The organism is Bacillus sp. PK3_68 (genome assembly GCF_003600835.1).
Classification (GTDB): domain Bacteria; phylum Bacillota; class Bacilli; order Bacillales; family Domibacillaceae; genus Pseudobacillus.
In genome coordinates this window covers 2,533,648-2,557,591 of the sequence record NZ_NQYC01000001.1, presented here as the reverse complement: position 1 = coordinate 2,557,591, position 23,944 = coordinate 2,533,648, and the positions used below count along the sequence as shown (strand labels likewise).

The 23,944-nt window shown below is 43.0% G+C and carries 26 protein-coding genes; 15 read left to right on the top strand and 11 right to left on the bottom strand.

Translation table 11 applies throughout. The annotated features are described in order from the left end of the window. Window positions 1-50: 50 nt before the first annotated feature. Together CJ483_RS12985 and CJ483_RS12980 are read right to left on the bottom strand one after the other, a co-directional pair. Window positions 51-974, bottom strand: coding sequence for an iron-hydroxamate ABC transporter substrate-binding protein (locus tag CJ483_RS12985; RefSeq protein WP_120035600.1), 924 nt, complete (start codon window positions 972-974; stop codon window positions 51-53). A gap of 2 nt (window positions 975-976) precedes the next feature. Beyond that, complete coding sequence (locus CJ483_RS12980; RefSeq protein ID WP_120035598.1) at window positions 977-1,768, bottom strand: ABC transporter ATP-binding protein; 792 nt, start codon at window positions 1,766-1,768, stop codon at window positions 977-979. Window positions 1,769-1,941: 173 nt separating this feature from the next. Between CJ483_RS12980 and CJ483_RS12975 the strand changes: the two genes are divergently transcribed. Then, on the top strand, window positions 1,942-2,991 hold the full coding sequence (locus tag CJ483_RS12975; protein WP_120035596.1) for an NAD(P)/FAD-dependent oxidoreductase: 1,050 nt from the start codon (window positions 1,942-1,944) through the stop codon (window positions 2,989-2,991). A 43-nt stretch (window positions 2,992-3,034) separates the two neighbouring features. On the opposite strand, the gene CJ483_RS12970 is transcribed toward CJ483_RS12975, so the two are convergent. Beyond that, window positions 3,035-3,709 carry a CidB/LrgB family autolysis modulator gene (locus tag CJ483_RS12970; RefSeq protein WP_120035594.1) on the bottom strand — a complete coding sequence of 225 codons (675 nt, stop codon included), beginning with the start codon at window positions 3,707-3,709 and terminating at the stop codon, window positions 3,035-3,037. Next, window positions 3,706-4,080, bottom strand: a complete 375-nt coding sequence (locus tag CJ483_RS12965; protein WP_120035592.1) for a CidA/LrgA family protein — start codon at window positions 4,078-4,080, stop codon at window positions 3,706-3,708. Before CJ483_RS12965 ends, CJ483_RS12970 begins: the two co-directional genes overlap by 4 nt. A gap of 109 nt (window positions 4,081-4,189) precedes the next feature. On the opposite strand from CJ483_RS12965, the gene cidR reads away from it, so the two are divergent. Beyond that, entirely contained in the window at window positions 4,190-5,083 is an 894-nt protein-coding gene (gene cidR, locus CJ483_RS12960; RefSeq protein ID WP_120035590.1) for a cidABC operon transcriptional activator CidR, read from the top strand. A gap of 55 nt (window positions 5,084-5,138) precedes the next feature. Here the strand turns inward: cidR and CJ483_RS12955 are convergent, their stop codons facing one another. Then, on the bottom strand, window positions 5,139-5,318 hold the full coding sequence (locus CJ483_RS12955; RefSeq protein ID WP_120035588.1) for a small acid-soluble spore protein H: 180 nt from the start codon (window positions 5,316-5,318) through the stop codon (window positions 5,139-5,141). Between the two features lie 179 nt (window positions 5,319-5,497). On the opposite strand from CJ483_RS12955, the gene CJ483_RS12950 reads away from it, so the two are divergent. Both CJ483_RS12950 and ypfJ read left to right on the top strand, forming a co-directional pair. Continuing rightward, window positions 5,498-6,616 (top strand): NAD(P)/FAD-dependent oxidoreductase, encoded by a 1,119-nt coding sequence (locus CJ483_RS12950; RefSeq protein ID WP_120035586.1) that lies wholly within the window; start codon window positions 5,498-5,500, stop codon window positions 6,614-6,616. Between the two features lie 88 nt (window positions 6,617-6,704). Further along, window positions 6,705-7,547, top strand: coding sequence for a KPN_02809 family neutral zinc metallopeptidase (ypfJ, locus tag CJ483_RS12945; RefSeq protein WP_120035584.1), 843 nt, complete (start codon window positions 6,705-6,707; stop codon window positions 7,545-7,547). 82 nt (window positions 7,548-7,629) lie between these two features. Here ypfJ and CJ483_RS12940 read toward each other — a convergent pair whose 3' ends face one another. Continuing rightward, a complete protein-coding gene (locus tag CJ483_RS12940) occupies window positions 7,630-8,340 on the bottom strand; it encodes an HAD family hydrolase (RefSeq protein ID WP_182917045.1) in 711 nt (236 codons plus the stop codon). 309 nt (window positions 8,341-8,649) lie between these two features. Here CJ483_RS12940 and CJ483_RS12935 point away from each other — a divergent pair, with 309 nt between their 5' ends. The 5 genes from CJ483_RS12935 (at window position 8,650) to CJ483_RS12915 (ending at window position 12,325) form a co-directional block, all read left to right on the top strand. After that, a complete protein-coding gene (locus tag CJ483_RS12935; protein WP_120035579.1) occupies window positions 8,650-9,369 on the top strand; it encodes a YebC/PmpR family DNA-binding transcriptional regulator in 720 nt (239 codons plus the stop codon). A 285-nt stretch (window positions 9,370-9,654) separates the two neighbouring features. Further along, a complete protein-coding gene (gene psiE, locus CJ483_RS12930) occupies window positions 9,655-10,116 on the top strand; it encodes a phosphate-starvation-inducible protein PsiE (RefSeq protein ID WP_120035577.1) in 462 nt (153 codons plus the stop codon). Window positions 10,117-10,269: 153 nt separating this feature from the next. Next, a complete protein-coding gene (locus tag CJ483_RS12925; protein WP_120035575.1) occupies window positions 10,270-11,151 on the top strand; it encodes a permease in 882 nt (293 codons plus the stop codon). 13 nt (window positions 11,152-11,164) lie between these two features. Next, on the top strand, window positions 11,165-12,013 hold the full coding sequence (locus tag CJ483_RS12920; protein ID WP_120035573.1) for a TIGR03943 family putative permease subunit: 849 nt from the start codon (window positions 11,165-11,167) through the stop codon (window positions 12,011-12,013). Between the two features lie 81 nt (window positions 12,014-12,094). Beyond that, a complete protein-coding gene (locus CJ483_RS12915; RefSeq protein ID WP_120035570.1) occupies window positions 12,095-12,325 on the top strand; it encodes a group-specific protein in 231 nt (76 codons plus the stop codon). 122 nt (window positions 12,326-12,447) lie between these two features. Here CJ483_RS12915 and CJ483_RS12910 read toward each other — a convergent pair whose 3' ends face one another. The 5 genes from CJ483_RS12910 to adh all read right to left on the bottom strand — a co-directional run bounded on the left by CJ483_RS12910 (window position 12,448) and on the right by adh (window position 18,199). Then, entirely contained in the window at window positions 12,448-13,467 is a 1,020-nt protein-coding gene (locus CJ483_RS12910; protein ID WP_120035568.1) for an LLM class flavin-dependent oxidoreductase, read from the bottom strand. 99 nt (window positions 13,468-13,566) lie between these two features. Next, entirely contained in the window at window positions 13,567-14,754 is a 1,188-nt protein-coding gene (locus tag CJ483_RS12905; protein ID WP_120035566.1) for an MFS transporter, read from the bottom strand. A gap of 201 nt (window positions 14,755-14,955) precedes the next feature. Beyond that, on the bottom strand, window positions 14,956-16,110 hold the full coding sequence (locus CJ483_RS12900) for an alpha-hydroxy-acid oxidizing protein (protein WP_120035564.1): 1,155 nt from the start codon (window positions 16,108-16,110) through the stop codon (window positions 14,956-14,958). 165 nt (window positions 16,111-16,275) lie between these two features. Then, window positions 16,276-16,632, bottom strand: a complete 357-nt coding sequence (locus CJ483_RS12895) for a DUF779 domain-containing protein (protein WP_120035562.1) — start codon at window positions 16,630-16,632, stop codon at window positions 16,276-16,278. A gap of 49 nt (window positions 16,633-16,681) precedes the next feature. Then, window positions 16,682-18,199 carry an aldehyde dehydrogenase gene (gene adh / locus CJ483_RS12890; RefSeq protein WP_120035559.1) on the bottom strand — a complete coding sequence of 506 codons (1,518 nt, stop codon included), beginning with the start codon at window positions 18,197-18,199 and terminating at the stop codon, window positions 16,682-16,684. Window positions 18,200-18,508: 309 nt separating this feature from the next. Between adh and katA the strand changes: the two genes are divergently transcribed. The 6 genes from katA to CJ483_RS12865 all read left to right on the top strand — a co-directional run bounded on the left by katA (window position 18,509) and on the right by CJ483_RS12865 (window position 23,944). Beyond that, entirely contained in the window at window positions 18,509-19,963 is a 1,455-nt protein-coding gene (gene katA, locus CJ483_RS12885) for a catalase KatA (protein WP_120035557.1), read from the top strand. Window positions 19,964-19,984: 21 nt separating this feature from the next. Beyond that, window positions 19,985-20,140: a hypothetical protein gene (locus tag CJ483_RS24530; RefSeq protein ID WP_182917044.1), complete on the top strand. Its 156-nt coding sequence runs from the start codon at window positions 19,985-19,987 to the stop codon at window positions 20,138-20,140. 321 nt (window positions 20,141-20,461) lie between these two features. After that, a complete protein-coding gene (locus CJ483_RS12880; RefSeq protein WP_120035555.1) occupies window positions 20,462-21,331 on the top strand; it encodes a 5-oxoprolinase subunit B family protein in 870 nt (289 codons plus the stop codon). After that, entirely contained in the window at window positions 21,328-22,305 is a 978-nt protein-coding gene (locus CJ483_RS12875) for a 5-oxoprolinase subunit C family protein (protein ID WP_120035553.1), read from the top strand. Before CJ483_RS12880 ends, CJ483_RS12875 begins: the two co-directional genes overlap by 4 nt. Window positions 22,306-22,316: 11 nt before the next feature. Continuing rightward, window positions 22,317-22,568: an acetyl-CoA carboxylase gene (locus CJ483_RS12870; protein WP_220702330.1), complete on the top strand. Its 252-nt coding sequence runs from the start codon at window positions 22,317-22,319 to the stop codon at window positions 22,566-22,568. Between the two features lie 29 nt (window positions 22,569-22,597). Continuing rightward, window positions 22,598-23,944, top strand: coding sequence for an acetyl-CoA carboxylase biotin carboxylase subunit (locus tag CJ483_RS12865; RefSeq protein ID WP_120035549.1), 1,347 nt, complete (start codon window positions 22,598-22,600; stop codon window positions 23,942-23,944).

Genomic DNA, 23,944 nt, shown 5'->3' with positions numbered 1-23,944 from the left:
TTGTGAAATAAGGAAAGGGAATTCTTGAATAAGAACTCCCTTAATGATCATTAGTTACCAAGAAAGCTTTTAACAAAGTAGTCTAATTGTAAATCTAAAGTAATTGGATCATTAAAGTAGAACTCTTTTGCATTCACTTCAAGCACGTGATTGTTTTTCACAGCCGGGATGTTTTTATACGTGTCTGTTTCCTGGAATGAATTATCGGTATCTGGGTTTTTGCTAAAAACCATATAATCGCCAGCAAATTCAGGTAAAACCTCTAAAGATAATGCATAGTAGCCGTCTTTTAAAGCCATTTCTTTTACTTTCTCTGGCATTTTCAGTTTCATTTCCTGATAAAGGATTTCGGTACCGCGACCCCAGTTATCACCGAATACGTAAAGCTGTTTATCGAAGTTTTCAATAACAGAAACGGTTGTATCTTCACCAATTTTCGCTTTAATATCTTTTCCGGCAGCTTCAGCGCGTTTTTTAAAGTCGTCAACCCAAGCCTGTGCTTCTTTCTCTTTGTTGAGCAGTTTACCAATTTCTACATGTTGAGTTAAGTAATCTACTTTTCCGTATGTATAAGTGACAGTAGGAGCAATTTCTTTTAGCTTATCAATATTTTTAGTAGTAGATAAACCAATGATTAAATCGGGATTCAACTCAATAATTTTCTCAAGATTTTCCTCTGACACTTCTTCCACATCTTTAAGCCCTTTCTCAAAGCGTGGGTTCATTTTTGACCATGAATCGACCCCTACAAGGTTAACGCCTAGAGACATGACGTTGCCCGCAAATGATTGAAGAACGACCACACGTTTAGGATGGGCAGGAACTTCGACAGGTCCATTTTCAGATTGATACGTGATCGTTTTCGATCCTTTTTCATTTGAATCTGAGCTTTCCTTATTCTCTGTTGCTCCGCCGCTGCAGGCGCCAAGAACAAGCGCAATTAGCAGGACAAATGAGATGAGTATTTTTTTCATGTTTATTCTCCTTTTACCAAGTTATAAGTAATACAAATCGGTTTGTTTGTTCGGGGATCCCGTCCAATGTCGGCATCAATATGAAACACTTGTTTCAGCACCTCACGTCTCATGACTTCCTCGCAATCTCCAACTTTTACAATTTCACCGTTTTTTAAAGCAATAATATGATCAGCAAAACGGGCAGCTTGATTTAGGTCATGAAGGACCATAACAATTGTGCGTTCCTGTTCTTTATTCAGCTTTTGCAAAAGCTCCAGTACTTCCAACTGGTGGGCCATATCTAAATAGGTCGTCGGTTCATCAAGGAAAATAATTTCTGTTTCCTGAGCAAGAGCCATGGCAATCCAGACACGCTGACGCTGGCCTCCTGATAGTGCATCCACCGGCAGGAATTTAAAGTCCTGTGTTCCGGTAACCTCAAGGGCCCAATCAATGACTTCATAATCTTTTTTCGTCAAGCGCCCAAACCCTCTCTGGTAAGGAAAGCGTCCATAAGAGACTAATTCACCGACTGTCAGGCCGCTTGCACTCTCAGGTGTTTGTGGAAGAATCGCCATTTTTCTGGCGAGTGCCTTTGTATTTTCCTTTGCAATATTTTCTCCATCTAAAATGACTGTTCCCGACTGATGAGAAATAATCCGGGTGATGGCCTTTAATAAGGTGGATTTACCACAGCCATTTGAGCCGATAATCGTTGTAATTTTTTTATCGGGAATTTCTACGCTCAGCCCTTTGACAATTAAGCGCTCGCCATAACCTACATGCAAGTCATCTGTATAGAGACGAATCATAGCTTCACTTCCTAAGATTTATTGATAATGATTATCAATATCGTTTATATGCTTACTATAATTGTCCCTTATTCAGTTGTCAATGGCTATTTTCGTTGTAAAAGCAAGAGAAAAAGGTTATATTAATTGATAATGATAATCAATAACGATTAGTTGCCAAGGGGTGAATGGGAATGGAAAGAGCAGAATTGTTCGATGTGACGATTATTGGTGGCGGACCAGCAGGCCTTTATTCAGCGTTTTATAGCGGGTTAAGAGAAATGAAAACAAAGCTGATTGAGTATCAGCCCCAATTAGGAGGAAAGTTGCATGTCTACCCGGAAAAGATGATTTGGGATGTGGGTGGTCAGCCTCCTATACCAGGGGCAAAATTAATTGAGCAGCTTGTAGAGCAGGGGTTAACATTTAATCCGGAGGTCGTATTGAATGAGAAAGTAGAGTCAATTACCCGGGATGAAGAAGGAATCTTTATATTACACACGGCTTCCGGGCGAAAGCATTTTTCCAAAACGGTGATTGTCGCTGTCGGCGGCGGGATATTAAATCCGCAAAAGCTTGAAATTGAAGGGGCAGAAAGGTTTGAAGTGTCTAATTTAAACTACACGGTTAAATCTTTGAAACGCTTTAAGGATAAAACGGTCATTATTTCAGGAGGCGGAAACTCGGCGATAGACTGGGCGAATGAATTAGAGCCTATCGCTAAAACGGTGTATGTAACTTATCGAAAAGCAGCGTTAAATGGACACGAGGCACAAGTGACACAGCTGATGAATAGTTCAGCGATTTGTTTTTTCCATACGTCCATTACAAAGCTGATTGCCTGCAAAAATCATGAAGTGATTGAACGGGTTGAGCTTACCAATCATCAAACAGGCCAGATTGCATATTTGCCCATTGATGAAGTGATCATTAGCCATGGCTATGAGCAGGACAAGACATTGCTTGAAAGCAGTGAATTAAATATTGAAAGAGCGAATGAGTACTTTATTGCCGGCACCGCCGCCAGCGAGTCATCGGTAGAGGGGCTTTATGCTGCCGGGGATATCCTAAAACATGACGGCAAGGTGCATTTAATCGCCGGAGCTTTCCATGATGCAGCGAATGCAGTCAACAAAGCAAAACAATTTATTCAGCCAGGTGCTGCAGAATATGGGATGGTATCCTCGCATAATGAGAGGTTTAAAGCACGTAACAGAGAATTAGTGAAACAACTGGTTAAATAATAAAGGAACCTCCCTTTAGTGGGAAGTTCCTCTTTATCGTTGCTTAAAAAAACACTGGGATCCATGGGACCATCAAAAGAGTAATAAGTGCAGCCAGAATCATAGATAAACTGGAAATGGTCCCTGTAATTGAACTAAACTCAAAAGCCTTTGACGTGCCGGCGCCATGTGCTCCTGTACCAAGCAGGACACCTCGGGCAATTTCATTTTCGATCCGAAAAAGCTGAATAATAATTGGGCCAATAATAGAGCCGAGCAACCCTGTCATAATAACAAATACAGCTGTAATTGCTGGGATGCCGCCAATGCTTTCAGAGACTCCCATGGCAATAGGAGTAGTGACAGAACGGGGAATAAGGCTATCAACAATTTGTGTGTTTAAGTGCAGTACTTTAGCAATAGCCATAGATGAAAAGATAGCTGCAATTGAGCCTGACAGCACACTGATGATAATTTCAGCTGCATGTTTTTTTAATATATTGAAATACTTATAAAGCGGAATGGCAAACGCAATCGTTGCTGGTTCAAGCAACCGGCTCAGCCACTGTGCTCCCATATCGTATGATTCGTAAGATGTGTGTGTCAAAAATAAACAGCCGACAACGAGTACCGGCACTGTGAGTAGGGGAGACAAATACACTTTTGGCTTCCGTTTGTAACACCATTTAGCTCCCCAATACAAACATATAGTAAAAACGAGACTACAGAGAGCGATCATGATGAGTGTCTCTGCTCCTTTCTTTCAGCAATTTTTTTAGCTGTCAGCCCCGTGCAAGCCATCACGATGGCTGTGCTTAGAACGATCACTAATGTGACATAAAGGCCATCATTCATTAACACATTTTTATATTTTACGATTCCCACAGCAGAGGGGATGAAGAACAATAACAACTCGGCAAGAAGCCAATTCGCCCCTAGTTCAACCCACTCAATCCGGACGATCCTCGTTTGCAGCAGAATAAACAGAATGAACATGCCTAAAATACTTCCTGGAATTTTTAAATGAAGCCAGTTAACGAGCTGGTCCATGCCTAGAGAAAAGGCGCATAAGAGGATGATTTGAACAATGCTTTTAAGGAAAATCCTCATGTCATTTCCTCCCTTCAAAGAAAAGTGTACTTCATCTGCTTTCATAGGTAAAATGCATATATAGAATAAATGGCATTCCTTTTATCTATAGCTAAAAAGGAGAAGGAAAATGGATATCCGGCATTTACAATATTTTTTAAAGGTTGCCGAGTATAAGAGTTTTACAAAGGCAGCTGAGTCTTTATATATTACACAGCCAACGATTAGCAAAATGATTAAGAGCATTGAAGAAGAGTTGGGAGTTATATTGTTTAACCGTTCAGGCAAGCAGATCGAATTAACAGATGCCGGGCAAGTTATTTTTGCTCAGGCACAGGATATTGTTCATTCGTTTCATCATCTCTCAACAGAGTTGGATGATTTAATGAATTTAAAAAAGGGCCGTATCACTATTGGTCTGCCTCCAATGATTGGGTCTAGTTTTTTTCCTAAAGTATTGGGGAAGTTTCGTGAACAATATCCGGATGTCGTGATTCATCTTGTAGAAGACGGAGCAAAGAAGGTAGAGGCGGATGTGGAAAGCGGTTTGCTCGATATTGGGGTGGTGCTGTCGCCAGCAAATGAGGCATTGTTTCATTCCTTTTCACTCGTAAGAGAAAAGGTGATGCTGCTCGTTCACCCGTCTCATCCACTAGCGGAAAAAGAAAAAGTAACTTTGGCAGAGCTGCAGCAAGAGTTTTTTATTTTTTTTCGTAAAGATTTCGCCCTCCACGACCGGGTGATTGCAGAATGTGTACGAAAGGGGTTTCAGCCGCAGGTCATATATGAAAGCTCGCAATGGGACTTTATTAGTGAGATGGTAGCTGCCAATCTGGGCATTGCCTTTCTCCCGGAACCGATTTGTCGGGAACTAGATAAGGAGAGAATTCGGGTTTTGCCGCTTGTAGATCCGATAATTCCTTGGCATCTGGTAATGATTTGGCGTAAAAATCGGTACCTTTCGTTTGCGGCGCGTGAATGGCTGAGATTTACTGAAGATTTATTTGGAGGCAGGAGCGATTGACTGCTCCTGCTCCTTCAAGGAGTAAGTAAGAAACAAAAGCTGGCAAGGGGCCGGTTTAATGCTCTTCCAGATTATTTAAGGATACGTGTTGTTCTTTTTCCGGTTCATCCAAAGGGTAGATTCTGGCTGTTTCATTCTGTTCATCTACGTGTTGGATGTAAACAGGCACTCCCTGATAGGTCACATTCATCATAACAGGTGAAGTAGCAATTTCTTTGGCACGCTGTTTGTTCATGGGCTGGCCTCCTTATAATTTACTTCTTTTCTAATATTGGCATGAAGCTGATCGTATATTCTGTGTTTTGCCACAGGCTGCTATTATTTTAGAATAGGGCGTTCATGAAGCTGCATGTTAAAATGTAAGCACAAAATGTTTGTTTTCAAATAAAGGAATCCATTTGAAAAGGTGGTTATATGAAAAAATTTATTGTGGTCGGTGCAGGAATTTTAGGAGCATCAACAGCGTATCACTTGGTGAAAGCAGGAGCGAAAGTCACTGTTATTGACCGGCAAGATCCTGGTCAAGCAACGGATGCGGCAGCCGGTATCATTTGTCCATGGCTGTCTCAGCGGCGAAATAAGGCCTGGTATGCGCTTGCCAAAGGAGGAGCGGCGTACTATGCTTCGCTGATTGATCAGCTTGAAAAAGACGGGGAAACAGAAACAGGATATCAGCAAGTGGGAGCAATTAGCCTGCAAACGGATGCCGGCAAACTCGAAAAAATGAAAGAAAGAGCACTGAAGAGGCGGGAGGATGCGCCAGAAATCGGTGAGGTCTGTCTGCTTACTTCTGCTGAAACGTCCGCCTTATTTCCGTCCTTATCGAAAGACTTTGCTTCTGTGCATGTGGGCGGGGCAGCGCGCGTGAACGGTCGTGCCTTGCGAGCGGCGCTTCTGCGAGCGGCACAAAAGCAGGGCGCTGTACATATACATGGCTCTGCGGAGCTGATGAAGACAGGCAGTGAAATCACCGGCGTACGAGTAAAAGGCAAGGAGCACGAGGCAGACAGTGTAATTGTAGCAGCCGGAGCATGGGCAGGTGAATTATTGGCGCCGCTTGGATTAAGTTTTCAAATCACCTCCCAAAAAGCCCAAATTGTTCATCTTCAACTGGAGAACACGGAGACTGGGAGCTGGCCGGTTGTTATGCCGCCAAGTGACCAATATATTCTTGCGTTTGAGGAAGGACGGATTGTCATTGGCGCTACACATGAGGAACATGAAAATTTTGACCGCCGTATTACAGCCGGCGGCTTACAGGAAGTTTTTGATAAAGCCTTATCTGTCGCACCAGGGTTGGCTGATGGGACATTTGTGGAAGCGCGCGTTGGCTTTCGCCCTTTCACGCCGGGGTTTCTGCCGGTGATCGGGAAGGTGCCAGGCTTTGAAAATCTTCTTCTTGCCAATGGTTTAGGTGCTTCTGGATTAACAGCCGGACCGTTTCTTGGCGCACAGCTTGCCAAACTTGCTGTTGGTGAAGCCGTTGATATTGATTTACAGCTGTACGATGTAGCAGGAGCCATTCATTCCTAGGCTGCTCTTTTATCCAAAATCTTCTTTTTTTAAATTAGCCAATCCCGGGTATAACACTAATGACGAAGCAACCAGGGGAGGAAGCAGGATGAAGTGGAGAGGAAGAAGGGAAAGCTCCAACGTTGAAGATAGAAGAGGAATGAGTGGAGGAACGCTCCTCGGGGGAGGAATCGGCGGTTTGATTCTTATCCTCGTCTTTACTTTTCTCGGCGGCGATCCGACGGATTTGATGAACAGTCTGCAAACGACAGATAATAATAACAGCGGCTCTTATGAAGAAACGGAGCAGGAGAAAGAGCGTTCAGAGTTTGTATCTGTTGTATTGGCGGATACAGAGGATGTATGGTCAGAAATCTTTAGGCAGGAAGGGTTGGTCTATAAAGAGCCGACGCTGGTTTTGTATACAAATAGTGTGCAATCCGCCTGTGGAACATCGAGTGCATCAGTGGGACCATTTTATTGTCCAGGTGACCAAAAGCTTTATATTGACTTAAGCTTTTATGATGAGTTACAGCAAAGATTCGATGCACCCGGAGATTTTGCGATGGCTTATGTGGTTGCTCATGAGGTAGGACATCACGTCCAAACGCTTCTCGGAACAAGCGACAAGATTATGCCGCTCCGGCAGCGTCTCAGCGAGGAGGAGTTTAACAAGTACCTGGTCCGCTTTGAGCTGCAGGCAGACTACTTGGCTGGTGTATGGGCCCGCCATGCTCAAGGAATGGGACTGCTAGAGGAAGGCGACCTTGATGAAGCACTAAATGCTGCAAGTGCTGTCGGCGATGATACCCTTCAGAAACAGGCGAGAGGATATGTTGTTCCTGAAAGCTTCACTCATGGAACATCCGAGCAGAGAAAGCGCTGGTTTTACAAAGGGTTTCAGTCGGGAAGCTTAGAGGGTGGAGATACATTTAACGCCCGCGACTTATAAAAGCATGCAACTGAAAAAGTTGTTTATGAAAAGCCTTGTGAAATGGAAAGAAACGCTTCTTTTTGCACAAGGCTTGTTCTAACTAATCCAATTGTATGTTCAGGCGCTCTTTAATAAAACCGATAGCTTCTTTAATGTGACTGACCGTGTAGTCTGCTTCGTGTAGGCCAATGCCAATGGCTACCCCGGCCTCCCTTAGCATTGGCAAGTCGTTAGCGCTGTTTCCGACTGCTATCACTTGCTCTTTCGTGATACCTTCCCAATCCATAATAATATTTAGAGCAACCCCTTTGTCAATCCCAGGAGGGACGATTTCAAAGCTGTCATCAGGATGGACATAAAACGTGTATTCTTGATCATCAATCACATGATGATAATAATGGGTAACGAAGTCTAAAAGCTCGTCACGCACTTCCTGCTTCATTGGAAAAACAGCAAAGTTAGTGAAATTCGGTTGTATCCAGGCAGTATGGCCAAAATTCTTTTGAACAAGTGAGCGCAGATGATCCAGCTTTTGCTTTCCTGATGGATGGACTTCATGAGTAAATACTTTTTTAGGAGGAAAGCCGATTTGATAGTAAATATGCGCGCCGTTTTCTCCAGCAATGATAGGCTCTTTTAACCCTAGCTGCCTTCCTAAGCCCCCTAAGTACATCGCAGGGCGGCCTGATATAATAGCGATCTTTATTCCTTGATCCTCAGCCTTTCGTAAAAATTGAAGTATATCTGGATGAATCGGCCTATCAGGATCGGAAAGCGTATGATCTAAATCAAAAGCAAGCAGCTTATACATAGGCAGAACTCCTCTGAATTTTTTATATAACTTGATGTGGGAACGTTCCCACATCAAATATTTTAACATGGTGCGAAGACATTGTCATTCAACTGGAAAATATTGTTTTAAAAAAGTGGAGAGATGGTCTCTTCTTCTTTGTTTCAAAGCAGCTTTAATTGCGGTATAATATAATCTGCGCATGATTAAGCAACGTACTTGATTCGTTATATATAATCGTCACAAGCTCCTTTGAAATAGCGTTGAAAAGCCAGTTTGTTTTGCATTCATCATTTAATTTAGATTCAAAGTGGAAAGAGAGTGTTCACGATGGGACGTAAATGGAACAATATTAAAGAGAAGAAAGCAGCAAAAGATGCTAACACAAGTCGCATATATGCTAAATTTGGGCGTGAAATTTATGTAGCGGCCAAACAAGGTGAACCTGATCCAGAATCGAATCAGGCGCTAAAGTTTGTACTGGAACGTGCTAAAACATACAGTGTGCCAAAACATATTATTGACCGCGCGATTGAAAAAGCAAAAGGCGGATCAGATGAGAACTATGACGAACTTCGTTATGAAGGTTTCGGTCCAAATGGATCGATGGTTATCGTTGATGCTTTGACAAATAACGTAAATCGTACAGCGTCAGAGGTGCGGGCTGCCTTCGGCAAAAACGGCGGCAATATGGGTGTAAGCGGATCGGTTGCTTATATGTTTGATGCGACAGCTGTTATTGGAATTGAAGGAAAAACAGCCGATGAAGTATTGGAAATTTTAATGGAAGCAGACGTTGATGCTAGAGACATCATAGAAGAAGATGACGCAGTCATCGTTTACGCTGAGCCAGACCAGTTCCATGCGGTGCAGGAGGCATTAAAGGGAGCCGGCATTACAGAATTTACGGTGGCTGAGCTGACAATGCTGGCACAAAATGAAATTGTTCTGCCAGAAGATGCACAGGATCAATTTGAAAAGATGATCGATGCCCTGGAGGACTTGGAAGACGTTCAGCAAGTGTATCATAATGTAGATTTAGGAGAGTAAGAATACTAAGCAGACCTTTGCCTCATGCAAAGGTCTGCTTTTTTGTTGTTTGTAAAATTAAATCGTGTAACGTTTAAAAAATTGTAAATAGTGCGTGCTTTCCCTATCTTGAATTTTAAAAATAGTTAGAATATGATATATACTTATTATCATTTTTAAGGTCAAGGAGGATAGAATCATGCCGTGGATCATTCACCCAAGTTCTATACACAAATGAACGACGTAGAAATTCTTATGTGAAATGTTAAGTATGGTCATTTTAGAATAGGGTGGAGGAAGTATTCGATGTCTAAAACGAAAAAGGATTTCACAATTGTTTTGCAAATTATTCCTAAGGTTCTTCAAACCATATTAAATGTCTCTCTGATTTTTCTTGCTATCATTTTATCTTTTTTATTAGTGAAAGAGCTGATTGTTTTCAGCCAAATTTTAATAGAAAGAGGGGCGAATGATTATAAGCTTTTCCTCGCGAATATTCTTATCTTTTTTCTATATTTCGAATTTATCACAATGATCGTTAAATATTTTAAGGAAGATTATCACTTTCCGCTTAGGTATTTTCTATATATCGGCATCACGGCTATGATTCGGCTTATTATTGTTGACCATGACCATCCTATCAACACATTGCTTTATTCGCTTGTTGTTTTAATTTTGATTATTGGTTATTTTATAATGAATCTTACCCCGCACGAAAGGCCGGAAGTACGGTGGTTCTTTAGAAGGGAAAATTCAAATGAAGAGTAGTTTTTAGGACTGTTCTTAAGCCTTTGTTTTCTGGGCTTTTGAATGGTCCTGTTCGTTTATAAAGGCAAGATGCAAATAATAAGAGATTAAAAAGTAGTGTGTTATAATGAGGTCTTGATATGCACAGCTCTATAAGTAGAGAGGATTTTTCTCATGTTCTCGCAATCATTTCTACAATTAAACACAATTTTTATTAGTATATTAATAGAAGCGATTCCATTTGTATTAATTGGCGTTTTCATTTCTGGATTTATTCAAATGTTTATCACAGAGGAAATGATAGCGAAAGTTATACCGAAAAACCGTTTTTTGGCTGTCCTGTCTGCAGCGGTCATTGGATCTTTATTCCCAGCCTGTGAATGCGGCATCGTACCGATTGTCCGCCGGCTTCTTTTAAAAGGCGTTCCTTTGCATGCCGGCATTGCGTTTATGTTAACGGGACCTGTAATTAATCCAATTGTTCTGTTTTCAACCTATGTTGCGTTTGGCAATCAGTGGGATATGCCTCTATACCGGGGCGGCTTGTCATTTATCGTAGCTATTTTAGTGGGGTCTATTATTTCGTGGCAGTTTAACGAAAACCAACTTTTAGAGAAAAGTTCAGCACATGACCACTGTCATACTCAGGGAAAGCAGACATTCATCCATAAGTTTGTTGGTATGCTGCGTCATGCCGCAGAGGAATTTTTCTCGGTCGGTAAATATTTGATTATCGGAGCATTTATTGCAGCAGCTATGCAAACGTACGTTAAAACTTCCACTCTATTAGAGATTGGACAAACGGAAGCCGCTTCTCATCTTGTTATGATGGGCTTGGCTTTTGTTTTGTCTCTTTGTTCAGAGGCTGACGCTTTTATCGCCTCTTCTTTTAGAAGTACTTTTTCCACCGGCTCCCTAGTTGCTTTTCTCGTTTTCGGAGCGATGGTCGATATTAAAAATCTTCTTATGATGTTAGGTACATTTAATAAACGATTTGTATTGTATTTAGTTGCATATATTACGATTTTTGTATTTATTGGTTCATTGTTGATTTAAAGGAGGGAATGGGATGTTTCGAATCTATATTTTATTGCTGTTTACCTTTTTCTTTTTTCATCTCCATGCTTCCGGAAATATCACTAAATATATCAATATGAAATATGCATATTTATCATACAGCGCGATTTTTATTTTTGCGCTTCTTACCGTTGTTCAGGCCTATGACTATTTTAAGGGATCAGAGGAGTCAGCCGATGAGACATGCTGTGACCATGATCACGAACACGAAAAGGATAAGCCTTTTTACCAGCGGTGGCTTTTCTATCTTGTTTTTGGTTTTCCTTTAGTAGCAGGTTTGTTTTTCCCGGTTGCTACACTGGATTCAACAATCGTTAAATCAAAGGGGTTTTCATTCAAGCCGATGGAACAAATAGAGGCTGCCGACCATTATGCCCAAACTCAATATTTAAAGCCTGATACGAGTGTCTATTACGGCAAAGAGGGGTATGATGAGCTGATGGAAAAGGAGTTAGCTAAATATGCCTCTAAGCAGGAGATCGTTTTAGATGATGCTCAGTTTTTAAAAGGAATGGAAACTATTTATGATTTTCCAGGGGACTTTCTTGGAAAGAGCATTGAGTTTGATGGTTTTGCTTTTCATGGAGAGAGTACGGATAAGCGACAGCTGTTTGTGCTTCGTTTTGGTATCATTCATTGTGTCGCAGATTCAGGGGCTTTTGGGATGCTAGTTGAATTCCCGGAAGAAACAAATCTTCAAGATGATGATTGGATTCATGTGAAAGGCACCTTGTCATCCATTTATTATCAGCCGTTCAAGTCAACGATCCCAGTATTGTTTGTAAAAGAATGGCATCCGATCGATAAGCCAAAAGATCCTTATGTCTATAGAGGGTATTAATATCTTGAAGCTGAACGATAAGGGCTTTTATGCTAGATTGTAGTTGAAGGACTAATGAAGAGATTGGAAAGGGTGGTTTGCATGGGACAGTGTAATATTGATCATTCACAACAAGATGTGATTCAAAAGCTGGAAAGCCAAAAAGAATTTCTTTCGACATCTTTATATGAAAATTTGTACAAGTTTTTAAAAGACCAGCACGCACAGCATACGCTAAATGAACTTTTCCACTTACTTAAAAAATATGATCTATCCTCCCAGGAAGAGCAAGAAACAAGAAATGAAAAGCTAAGGCAGCTCGTTAAGGGATAAAAGATTTAAAGGCATGGTATAAAAAATAGCCTGCCCGGTCAGCAAATAAACGTACAATAAGCAGAAACAGCAACGCCCGGCAATCATCAATAAATGGATTGCCGGGCGTTTTGTATGAAAAGCTATTCCATCATGTCGGCTACAATCTCATACGAACGCAGCCGGTCTTGGTGGTGAAAAATTTGTGAATTAACGATAATTTCATTCGCTTTTGTTTCTTCCAGGAAGCTGGAAAGTTTTTGCTGAACAATTTCAGGTGTACCAACAATAGTGGCCCGTGAATCCAGCGTTTTCTCAATGGCGGCTCGTTCAAATGGACTCCAAACTTGATCAATATCATCAATAGGCGGCTTCAACTGTGTGGGTTCGCCCCTTCTTAAGCTTAGAAATTGCTGCTGTTGAGAAGTGGCTAACCACTGAGCTCTTTCTTCCGTATCAGCGGCAATAATATTTACTCCAACCATAGCGTACGGCTCCTGAAGCACACTGGAAGGGGTAAAGTTGTCGCGATAAATTTTTAAAGCTGGAAGTGTATATTCTGCCGCAAAGTGACTGGCAAAAGCAAAAGGCAAACCTTTCTGAGCAGCAAGGCGGGCGCTGAAATCGCTTGAGCCAAGCAGCCAGATTGGAATGTCCAAGCCCTCGCCAGGAAACGAACGTACACGGGCAGAGGGACTTCCTTCAAAGTAAGCTTGGAGTTCGTCCAACTGCAGCGGAAAATCCTCGACGCGGCTATGAAGTGTGCGGCGCAGTGCAAAAGCGGTCGCCTGGTCGCTGCCAGGGGCACGGCCAATGCCGAGATCGATCCGGCCGGGATATAAGGACTCGAGTGTTCCAAATTGTTCGGCTATAACAAGCGTCGCGTGGTTCGGCAGCATAATGCCTCCCGATCCGACGCGAATATGCTTGGTCGCTCCGGCGATATGGCCGATGATTACGGACGTCGCTGAACTGGCAATGCCCGGCATATTGTGATGCTCAGCCAGCCAATAACGGTGAAATCCCCATTTTTCCACGTGCTGAGCGAGGTTGGTACTATTCTTAAAAGACTGTGCTGCATTGCTTCCTTCGTTAATAGGAGCAAGATCGAGCACAGATAAAGGAATGCCTTGGAAGTGTTTTGGTTTTATTGCAGTCATCATTTCCCCTCCTTATGGGTTCTGCAATAAGAAATAATACAGTGTTTGAGATCAATCTTCCAATGAACTGCCTGAGGAGCTGGATGATATAGCTCTGATGATCTACCTGATTTGCTTTCCCCGTTCTTTTAATAACATGATGGTGTACAGAAGCATAGATAAAAACACTGAGACAGCTGAGGCTAAGTAAATGTCCTTGTAACCGAGCAAAAAGGCGATTTGACCAAAGGCTACTGCTCCAACGCCTACACCAAGATCAAAAAAGGAGAAAAACGTCGCATTGGCCATCGCTTTTCGGTTGTTTGGCGCCTGATTAACTGACCAGGCTTGCAAAGCAGGATTGACACTGCCGAAACCTGTGCCATATAGCGCTGCTGCTATAAAAAGAGCTGTAGAGTTAGGAAGCCATGCAAGCAAAAGCATAGCGATAAAAATAATGAAAGATCCTGGGAGAAAAATAGCGATATGCCCTTTTCTATCATAAATTCTGCCAGCAAATGTTCGGGTAATCATGAGAAAGAGAGCGAAAATCAAAAAGTACATTTCAATTCCGCCAATGCCTTTTTGCGCTGTGTACAAAGGTAAAAAAGAAGAAATCCCACCAAACGTAATCGTGATAAAGAACAGTAGCACGGATGGTTTAACTGCTGTTTTTTCTAAAATGTCAAATCTGCCAGGAGACTCTTTCTTTAAAGAAGGTTCTGCCTTCTTGTAACGTACCCTGGTTGATAGGATGAGTGCAACCACACCCAGACCGGCACAAATCATAAACAACTTTGCAAAGGAGATTGAGCTAGCCAGAGTTAATCCCAAGGCGGGGCCGATCGCCATAGCAAGGTTACCGGAAAGCCCGAAATAGCCCATCCCCTCACCGCGTCGTTTAGGAGGGATTAAGTCAGTCGCAATTGTGCCGGTGGCTGTTGTTGAAAAGCTCCAGCCGATTCCCTGAATAATGCGCAAGGCAAGCAGAAAGGCAATACTGACAGCAAAACCGAAAGAACCAACTGAAAAGACAAAAATAGCGAGCCCGAGCATATAAATGAGCTGACGTCCTCTCTTTTCTAACGCATGGCCTACATAAGGCCGGAGCAAAAGAGCAGAAAAAGTGAAGATCCCTGTAATAATACCGATGGACTGCTCGCTGCCCCCCAGATGTTCAACAAAAAGAGGTACGGTCGGCAATGTCATTTGAAATCCGAGAAAAATGAAGAAATTTGCCAGACAAATAAGAATAAAGTCTTTTGTCCAGATTTTATCCGCTTTTGTCCGTATGTATGCTTGCCCGGTCATATCATCCTTCCTTTCAGTTGTGACAAGTAAAAATTATATAACTTATATAAAGGAGTACTGAAAGCCAGCAGTGAACGCAAATGCTTGTCATAAAGAAGCTACATTCGGCTGCTTCTGAATAAAAAGAACTGATTTAATAACCTATCAAGCAGGCATTAAATCAGTTCTTGTCGTCGCTTTATCAAATCCTTCAACGCTGCTTTAGAATTGGCCGAACGAATCTCTTACCATTTTAAGCATGCCAAGCTGAGATAAATTAGCTATACCGCAGAGTGAAAGGGAGATTTCCGTTTCACGGGTGAAATTCTCAATAACCTTTTCTATTCCCTGTTGTCCATGAGCCGCCAGGCCATAAAGGAATGGTCGTCCAATTAAAACCGCATCCGCACCTAGTGCAAGAGCTTTAATCACGTCAGTGCCTCGCCGGATGCCGCTATCAAATAAAACAGGCACCCTTTTTTGGACAGCCTCCGCAATAGCAGGGAGAGCATCAATAGAAGCGATCGTTCCGTCGAGCTGTCGTCCTCCATGATTGGAAACGACTAGGCCGTCTACCCCATATTCTAATGCCCTTTTTGCATCTTCAGGGTGTAAAATACCTTTTAACAAAACAGGCAAGTTGGTTCTTTCTTTCAGCTTGGCGATATGGTTCCAATGAAGAGATAACGTTTGCATGTTTTCCAGCATAGACGTAACTATTGCTTCCTCATCATGGCTCTTTAAGGCATTCATAAAGGCAGGATCACTTTCGTAATTCGCTTTCCCCAAGCCTTTAGCGAGCGGGGAAAATTGATTGCGAATATCGGTTTCACGGAAGCCTGTTCGAATTGTATCCACTGTCACGACAATGGCTTCATAACCTGCATTCTCCGCTCTTTCCGCCATGCTGAAAGAAACATCTTCGTTGTTAGACCAATAAAGCTGAAACCATTTAGAGCCCGTTGGGGCGGCCGCTGCTACTTGTTCAATAGAATGGCTTGCTACTGTACTTAATACAAAAGGAATTCCTAAAGCGGCGGCGGCTCTAACAGAGGCCAATTCTCCCTCGGGATGAGCAAGCTTTTGCATGCCGATCGGTGCCAGCAGAAACGGCCGCTTATATGTGCGGCCAAATAATGACACGCTCATGTCGGCATTAGACACATCGCTTAACATTCTCGGAACAATTGCCCATTTGCCAAAGGCTTCTTCGTTCCTTTTAGCTGTTTCTCCTTTTCCAGCACCCGAGCTGGCATAGCCGTATCCACCAGCCTGCATGAGACTCGCCGCTTTTTGCTCCCACTCATCAAATGAAAGCGGAAATTCGACTTCTTTACTGACTTCTTCAGCCGGTATTAGCTGTTCTGGTTGACTCATTTGCAGGACCTCACTCTTCTATTATTTTGTGTCATTCCCTAAGGTAAATTTCGAATTTTCTTTCTTTTATTATTGTAAGGTTTATTTTTCCACTTGTACATACGTTTCAGATGGATATATTGCCATCTGAAATAGAAAGACCGGCTGAAGGCCGGTCTCTTGTGTTTAAATATTTAATTCCTGACGCTCTTCCGGTGTGAAGACACGCGACCTCGTTAAAAATCGCTTGCCTTCAGGACCTTCGAGGGAAAACATCCCGCCACGTCCGTCAACGACATCAATGATCAGCTGTGTATGTTTCCAGTATTCATATTGGGCTTCACTAATATAAAAAGAGGAGCCGCCAATTTTACCAAGCAGTACGTCACTATCGCCTGTTAAGAATTCACCCTCCGGATAACACATTGGGGAGCTGCCATCACAGCAGCCTCCCGATTGGTGAAACATAAGGGGACCGTATTTTTGCTTCAGCTTGTCAATTAATTCAAGGGCAGCAGGGGTGGCTGTTACACGTTCAACCATTTAAATACGCTCCTTTCCGCTAGTGCAGAAGATGCTGTGCTTGTAAGTATTAGAAGAATCCAAGGGCATCCTCGCTGTAGCTGACGAGCAGGTTTTTCGTTTGCTGGTAATGAGACAACATCATCAAATGGTTCTCACGGCCAACGCCCGACATTTTGTAGCCGCCGAATGCCGCATGGGCCGGATACTGATGATAACAGTTTGTCCAGACACGCCCTGCCTGAATGCTGCGGCCGAAGCGATAGGCCCGGTTCACGTGGCGAGACCAGACACCGGCGCCCAGCCCATACAGCGTATCATTGGCGATCTCCAGTGCTTCTTTTTCATCTTTAAAGGTGGTCACAGAAACGACCGGTCCAAAAATTTCTTCCTGGAAAATTCTCATGTTGTTCGCGCCTTTAAAGACCGTTGGTTTTACATAATACCCATTTTCAAAACCTGCGACCGTGTTTTTGCCGCCACCCACCAGGCATTCTGCTCCTTCCTGGTTGCCGATATCAATATAAGAAAGGATTTTCTCCATTTGCTCACTGGAAGCCTGGGCCCCCATCATCGTATCGGTATCAAGCGGATTGCCCGTCTTGATTTGCTTGACACGTTCAATCGCGCGCTCCATAAATTGATCGTAAATACGTTCATGAATCAATGCACGGGAAGGGCATGTACAAACTTCCCCTTGGTTTAAGGCAAAAAGCACAAAGCCTTCGATCGCTTTATTCAGGAAAGCATCATCTTTTTCCATGACGTCGTCAAAGAAAATGTTCGGTGATTTGCCTCCAAGTTCCAGGGTGACAGGAATCAAATTTTGCGAAGCATACTGCATAATCAGGCGGCCCGTTGTCGTCTCGCCTGTAAAAGCAATTTTGGCAATGCGTTTATTAGAGGCGAGCGGCTTGCCGGCTTCGAGCCCAAAGCCATTCACAATGTTTATGACTCCTGGAGGAAGCAGGTCCTGGATCAGTTCCATAAAGACTAAAATAGAAGCTGGCGTCTGTTCTGCCGGTTTTAGCACGACACAGTTGCCGGCCGCAAGGGCGGGAGCGAGCTTCCACACGCCCATAAGAAGCGGGAAGTTCCAAGGGATAATTTGGCCGACGACACCGAGCGGCTCATGGAAATGATACGCAACCGTGTCATCATCAATCTGGCTAAGCGATCCTTCCTGGGCACGGATCGCACCGGCAAAATAGCGGAAATGGTCAATCGCCAGCGGTAAATCGGCATTCAACGTTTCCCTTATGGCCTTTCCATTGTCCCATGTTTCGGCTACCGCCAGCTTTTCAAGGTTTTCTTCCAGGCGGTCGGCAATTTTATTTAAAATATTCGCTCGTTCGGCCACGGATGTCCGTCCCCAAGCATCTTTAGCCGCATGAGCTGCATCTAAGGCAAGTTCAATATCTTCTGCCTGCGAGCGAGCTACCTCGCAAAATACTTCCCCCGTCACAGGTGAAATATTTTCAAAGTACTGGCCGCCTACAGGCGCCTGCCATTCTCCATTAATAAAATTTTCATATCGTTTCTTAAAGGTTACTTTTGACCCTTCCTGGCCTGGATTTGCATAAATCATTGCGACTCCCCCTTTAAAAATTGAAAATTCATATTGTTTGAAAAAATCACTTACATTCTCATCATCCATATTTAATAGATGAAAGTCAACTTATATACTTAGAGACTAATAGATTATTAATCGCTTCATTCTGCGTCCTCCTAATGATTCTTCTTGCACGATAGTCTTAATTTATATTGAGGGTTGATTATTTATGACAAAAATAATAAATAACAATTTCTTATTTAAAATAATTATAATTTAGTATTGATTTTTCTTTGAGAAGTGTTATCATTAAGTTACTAACAAAATAATGATGAGGTGACAAGGATGACAAATAATCGACTAACAACAAGCTGGGGAGCCCCGGTAGGCGATAATCAAAATTCACAGACAGCCGGACAACGTGGACCGACATTAATACAAGATGTTCATTTACTTGAGAAATTGGCACATTTCAACCGTGAACGCGTACCGGAACGGGTCGTTCATGCAAAAGGAGCTGGTGCACACGGCTATTTTGAAGTGACAAACAGTGAGATTGCCAATTATACGAAAGCAGACTTTTTGTCTGAAGCTGGAAAGCGCACTCCATTGTTTATTCGATTCTCAACTGTAGCAGGCGAACTGGGTTCAGCAGATACAGTTCGTGATCCACGTGGGTTTGCTGTGAAGTTTTACACAGATGAAGGGAACTATGACTTGGTAGGAAATAACACGCCTGTTTTCTTTATTCGTGACGCTATTAAATTCCCGGATTTTATTCATACACAAAAACGTGATCCGCAAACACACTTAAAAAATCCAACAGCTGTGTGGGATTTCTGGTCATTATCTCCGGAGTCGCTTCATCAAGTAACGATTTTAATGTCGGATCGCGGTATTCCGGCAACCCTTCGCCATATGCATGGCTTCGGAAGTCATACATTTAAATGGGTGAATGATAAAGGGGAAGCCGTTTGGGTGAAATACCATTTTAAAACAGACCAAGGTGTTAAAAATTTAGATGTCGAGCTAGCTGCAAAATTAGCAGGAGAAAACCCTGATTATCATACAGAGGATTTGTTCAATGCGATTGAGCAAGGAGACTATCCTTCTTGGACGCTTTACGTACAGATTATGCCAATGGAAGATGCCAACACATACAAATGGGATCCGTTTGATGTGACAAAAGTTTGGTCGCAAAAAGACTATCCATTAATTGAAGTCGGAAAAATGGTACTGAATCGCAATCCAGAAAATTACTTTGCTGAAGTAGAGCAGGCCACTTTCTCCCCGGGCACATTTGTCCCTGGAATTGAAGCCTCTCCTGATAAAATGCTTCAAGGCCGCTTGTTTGCGTATGCGGATGCTCACCGTTACCGCGTAGGTGTTAACCATAATGCACTGCCGATTAATGCACCGAAATGTCCGGTTCACAATTATCAACGTGATGGCCAAATGCGTTTTGACGGCAACGGCGGCAAATCCGTCTATTATGAGCCAAATAGCTTTGGCGGTCCGAAAGAGGCGCCGGAAGCTAATGTTACGCCATTTGAGGTAACAGGCCAGGCAGGTACTCATAATTATAATCATGACGACCATTACACACAGGCAGGCGACCTCTACCGCTTGATGAGTGAAGAAGAGCGCGCACGCCTTGTAGCAAATATTGTCGGTGCCATGAGGCCAGTAGAAAGTGAAGAAATTAAACTTCGCCAGATCCGTCATTTCTATAAAGCTGATCCGGAATATGGTACACGTGTAGCAGAAGGGCTTGGTCTTGCTGTACCCCAGGAAGCATAATGTAATAAAAGGAGTGGGAGAATGGAAAGAAAACTCAATAAGCAAATGGCAATTGAGAAGGTAAACGAGCATTTTTGTGTAGTGAGGGAAGACAAAGGGGATAAAAAGAATATCGAGTTATGTTTTTACTCTCTAGTTGATGCGTTATCGTATGCTTCGGAACGCAACTACGCTTAAATATAAAACTTCATATCCTATTGAAAGCCTGCGGAAGAAAGCTCTGCAGGCTTTCAGGCTGTTGGTCATGCTTATTCAATCATTATATGGGGAGGTTTTTTTCTTCTTGTGGAAAGAGCTAGAATGTAATTTCTTCTACATAATCTTTCATTTATGAAATCTTTCTTTTCATAAATGAAAGATTTTTTCTTTTTAAGAAGTTAAATAACCTTACAAACGTTTAAAAAATTAGAATATTCCGTTTTTAAAAAGCTGGTATGAATGTTGCATTTACTAATATGTATGGAAGAGTAGGAAATTAAGTGAGTGAGGTGAAGCGAATTGACCCGTTACGAGTATGGCGGTGATGAGTTTATTTTTGTGGAATTATCTGAATCTATGAGTCTAGAAGTAAACTTTCAGGCGATGGCTATTACAAAGCAACTGAAAGAAGAAAAATTACAAGGGATACTGGACATTTGTCCTTCTAATGCTTCGTATATGATCCGATTTAAACCGGAAGAGATTCATCCTAATCAATTGATTTCAAAATTGAAAGAACTTGAACACTCTGTGTCGGTCGATGATTTTAATATTTCTTCAAGAGTGGTAGATGTGCCCATTTTATTTGATGATCCTTGGACCAATGAAGCATTGGTGCGCTTTAGGGACCGTCATCAAGATCCATCTTCGACTGACCTAGAGTACGCAGCGCGGATTAATGGCTTTCATTCCAAAGAAGAGTTAATTAAAGCCATTACAGATTACCCTTATCTCGTATCAATGATCGGATTTGTGCCCGGCTTGCCATGGTGTTATCAAATGGTGCCGCGTGAGCAGCAGATTGAGGTGCCAAAATATGTTCGGCCGCGTACTTATACACCTGAGAGAGCCTTTGGATTTGGCGGCGCCTTTGCCGTTATTTATCCGGTGCAGGGGGCAGGTGGCTATCAATTGTTCGGCATTGCGGCAGCCCCGATCTACCAGAAGGAACAGCGGTTGTATGATTTCAAAGATTCCATGACGTTTCCGAGACAGGGAGACATTTTTAGGTATCGCAGCATCACAATGGAGGAATTCCAATCAATTGAAAAGCAAGTAGAGGACGGTACATTCCGCTACTTAACGAGAGAAATCACATTCAAGCCTCAACAAGTGCTGGAAAACCCAAAAGCATTTTCAGATGAGATTTTAGGGGGGTTGTACGCATGATTAAAGTGATTCAGCCCGGTTTACAAACAACTGTTCAGGATTACGGCAGAATTGGCTATTACGAGGTCGGCATGCCGCCGTCCGGTGCTATGGATAAATACTCGTTCACTGCAGCTAATGTACTTGTAGGCAACAATGAAAATGCAGCGGCTCTTGAAATCACGTATATGGGACCTGTTCTTCAATTTCAACAAGAGGCCGTTATTGCATTGACAGGCGGTGAAATTCCGCCAAAAGTGAATGGACAGCCTGTCCCCATGTGGGAAACGCTAGCTGTAAAGGCGGGAGATGAGCTTTCCTTTGACTTTGTTAAGCAGGGAGCCCGCGTTTATTTAGCGGTAGCAGGCGGCATTGATGTGCCGCTCGTCATGGATTCCCGTTCTACTTATACTCTATGCGGAATTGGCGGTTTGGAGGGACGTCCGCTTCAGGCCGGCGATGAATTGAAGATTGGCAAGGATATCGATCATCAAGTGAAGGTAGGGACGCGTATACAAGATGAACTAATCCCGGTCTTTTCAAAAACAAATGAAATCCGAGTAGTCGTCGGCTTATGCAGTTATCGCCTGACCGAGGAAAGCAAGGAACGGTTCTTCTCACTTGATTGGACAGTTACGACAGAAGCGAACCGAGTCGGTTACCGTTTTAAAGGGGAACGATTGAACTTTGTAGAGCGAGAGCAGCCGTTTGGAGCTGGCAGCAATCCTTCCAATGTGGTGGATCTCGGTTATCCGATCGGATCCATCCAAGTACCGGACGGAGTGGAGCCGATTGCTCTATTAAATGACGCGGTAACAGGCGGAGGCTACGCGACAATTTGTACCATTATCAGCGCCGATTTAAACAAAATGGCCCAAATCAAAACAAATGAAAAAGTGCGCTTTGTCGCTGTCGACATTGAGGAAGCCTTGCGGGCGAGAAAAGAATACACAGACAAAGTGGCAAAAATAAAACAGCAATTACAACTGTTATAGGAGGAATGACAATGCCTGGCACAAAAAGTAAAGTTCTCTCACCTATTCCTGGAGTGTTCTATCGCAGACCGGCACCCGACAAGGAAGCATTTGTCAAAGAAGGGGCTGCCGTGAAGACTGGAGATGTACTCGGTTTAGTAGAAGTTATGAAAAATTACTACGAGATCAAAGCGGAAGCCGACGGTGTACTCGAAAGCTTCCTTGCAAATGAGGAAGATATTTTAGATGCAGGACAAGAGATTGCTATCATCGCAGTCCAATAACGAAGCCGGAACTTTAGCGGAGGAATCATATGTCATATTTTAATAAAGTACTTATCGCCAATAGAGGAGAAATTGCCAGGAGAGTCATTCGGACATGCCGCCAACTTGGCATCCAAACCGTTGCTGTCTATTCAGAAGCGGATGCTCAGGCACCATTTGTCAGTGAAGCGTCGGAAGCGGTTTGCATTGGACCGGCTCAGGCTAAGAAAAGCTATCTAGATATAGAGAAAGTCATCCAGGCGGCTAAACAAACAACAGCCGATGCGATCCATCCTGGTTATGGGTTTTTATCGGAAAATCCGCTATTTGCTAAACGTTGTAAAGAGGAGAATATCGTATTCATCGGCCCTGAAGCTGACGTAATGGAGACGATGGGATCGAAAGTGGAAGCAAGAGCACATATGCAAAAAGCAGGAGTTCCGGTTGTTCCTGGATCATCCGGAAAAATCGAATCTTTAGAAGAAGCCTTAGCCATTGCGGATAACTTGGGCTACCCACTCATGCTCAAGGCGAGCGCCGGCGGAGGCGGAATCGGCATGCAGCTTGCCCACAATCAAGAGGAGCTGGAGAAAGCCTTTCATTCGACCATACAAAAAGCTGAATCGTTCTTTAACGATGGAACGGTCTTTCTTGAAAAGTGGATTGCCGATCCGCGGCATATTGAGGTGCAAATAGCAGCCGACCGTCACGGGAATGTTGTCCATTTGTATGAGAGAGAATGTTCTGTTCAGCGCAGAAATCAAAAAGTAGTTGAAGAAAGCCCCTCCCCATTTTTGGATGCTTCCCTTAGAAATCAGTTGTTGGAGGCCGCTGTACGTGGAGTAAAGGAAATTGGCTATACAAATGTCGGCACGATGGAATTCATCTTTGACAGCGATAGGAACTTTTACTTCCTGGAAATGAACACACGGCTACAGGTAGAGCATCCGGTAACGGAAGAAATCACCGGCATTGATTTAGTTGAATGGCAGCTGAGAATAGCGGCCGGGCAGGAGCTTCCTCTTCAGCAGGAACAAATTAACAAAGCGGGCCATGCTATTGAGTGCCGGCTTTATGCGGAGGACCCGAAAACATTTTTTCCGTCTCCAGGGACAATTGAACAGCTGAAGCTGCCTGACAAAGACATAAGACTGGACTTTAGCATCGTAGAAGGAAGTATTGTTTCCCCATTTTATGATCCTATGATCGGCAAATTGATCGTTCACGGAGCAAACCGTGTAGAAGCAATTGAGAAGATGAGACAAGCATTGGCGCAAGTAGAAATCCACGGGTTAAAAACGAACCTTGCTCTCTTGGCTTCCATTATGGAAAATGAGCAATTTGAGAGTGGAGATTACACAACACAGTTTTTAGAGAAAAAAGAGATTTTGTCTTGA

Excerpts from the sequence above, each read along its gene's own strand:
- CJ483_RS12970 (WP_120035594.1), bottom strand. The coding sequence starts at position 3,709 with ATGATCGCTCTCTGTAGTCTCGTTTTTACTATATGTTTGTATTGGGGA.
- adh (WP_120035559.1), bottom strand. The coding sequence starts at position 18,199 with ATGATTTATGCAAATCCAGGCCAGGAAGGGTCAAAAGTAACCTTTAAG.
- CJ483_RS12940 (WP_182917045.1), bottom strand. The coding sequence starts at position 8,340 with ATGTATAAGCTGCTTGCTTTTGATTTAGATCATACGCTTTCCGATCCT.
- CJ483_RS24530 (WP_182917044.1), top strand. The coding sequence starts at position 19,985 with ATGGAAAGAAAACTCAATAAGCAAATGGCAATTGAGAAGGTAAACGAG.
- CJ483_RS12900 (WP_120035564.1), bottom strand. The coding sequence starts at position 16,110 with ATGAGTCAACCAGAACAGCTAATACCGGCTGAAGAAGTCAGTAAAGAA.
- CJ483_RS12875 (WP_120035553.1), top strand. The coding sequence starts at position 21,328 with ATGATTAAAGTGATTCAGCCCGGTTTACAAACAACTGTTCAGGATTAC.
- CJ483_RS12935 (WP_120035579.1), top strand. The coding sequence starts at position 8,650 with ATGGGACGTAAATGGAACAATATTAAAGAGAAGAAAGCAGCAAAAGAT.
- CJ483_RS12870 (WP_220702330.1), top strand. The coding sequence starts at position 22,317 with ATGCCTGGCACAAAAAGTAAAGTTCTCTCACCTATTCCTGGAGTGTTC.
- katA (WP_120035557.1), top strand. The coding sequence starts at position 18,509 with ATGACAAATAATCGACTAACAACAAGCTGGGGAGCCCCGGTAGGCGAT.
- CJ483_RS12865 (WP_120035549.1), top strand. The coding sequence starts at position 22,598 with ATGTCATATTTTAATAAAGTACTTATCGCCAATAGAGGAGAAATTGCC.
- CJ483_RS12925 (WP_120035575.1), top strand. The coding sequence starts at position 10,270 with ATGTTCTCGCAATCATTTCTACAATTAAACACAATTTTTATTAGTATA.
- cidR (WP_120035590.1), top strand. The coding sequence starts at position 4,190 with ATGGATATCCGGCATTTACAATATTTTTTAAAGGTTGCCGAGTATAAG.
- CJ483_RS12980 (WP_120035598.1), bottom strand. The coding sequence starts at position 1,768 with ATGATTCGTCTCTATACAGATGACTTGCATGTAGGTTATGGCGAGCGC.
- CJ483_RS12950 (WP_120035586.1), top strand. The coding sequence starts at position 5,498 with ATGAAAAAATTTATTGTGGTCGGTGCAGGAATTTTAGGAGCATCAACA.
- CJ483_RS12975 (WP_120035596.1), top strand. The coding sequence starts at position 1,942 with ATGGAAAGAGCAGAATTGTTCGATGTGACGATTATTGGTGGCGGACCA.
- psiE (WP_120035577.1), top strand. The coding sequence starts at position 9,655 with ATGTCTAAAACGAAAAAGGATTTCACAATTGTTTTGCAAATTATTCCT.
- CJ483_RS12915 (WP_120035570.1), top strand. The coding sequence starts at position 12,095 with ATGGGACAGTGTAATATTGATCATTCACAACAAGATGTGATTCAAAAG.
- CJ483_RS12965 (WP_120035592.1), bottom strand. The coding sequence starts at position 4,080 with ATGAGGATTTTCCTTAAAAGCATTGTTCAAATCATCCTCTTATGCGCC.
- CJ483_RS12920 (WP_120035573.1), top strand. The coding sequence starts at position 11,165 with ATGTTTCGAATCTATATTTTATTGCTGTTTACCTTTTTCTTTTTTCAT.
- CJ483_RS12895 (WP_120035562.1), bottom strand. The coding sequence starts at position 16,632 with ATGGTTGAACGTGTAACAGCCACCCCTGCTGCCCTTGAATTAATTGAC.
- CJ483_RS12905 (WP_120035566.1), bottom strand. The coding sequence starts at position 14,754 with ATGACCGGGCAAGCATACATACGGACAAAAGCGGATAAAATCTGGACA.
- CJ483_RS12910 (WP_120035568.1), bottom strand. The coding sequence starts at position 13,467 with ATGATGACTGCAATAAAACCAAAACACTTCCAAGGCATTCCTTTATCT.
- CJ483_RS12955 (WP_120035588.1), bottom strand. The coding sequence starts at position 5,318 with ATGAACAAACAGCGTGCCAAAGAAATTGCTACTTCACCTGTTATGATG.
- ypfJ (WP_120035584.1), top strand. The coding sequence starts at position 6,705 with ATGAAGTGGAGAGGAAGAAGGGAAAGCTCCAACGTTGAAGATAGAAGA.
- CJ483_RS12985 (WP_120035600.1), bottom strand. The coding sequence starts at position 974 with ATGAAAAAAATACTCATCTCATTTGTCCTGCTAATTGCGCTTGTTCTT.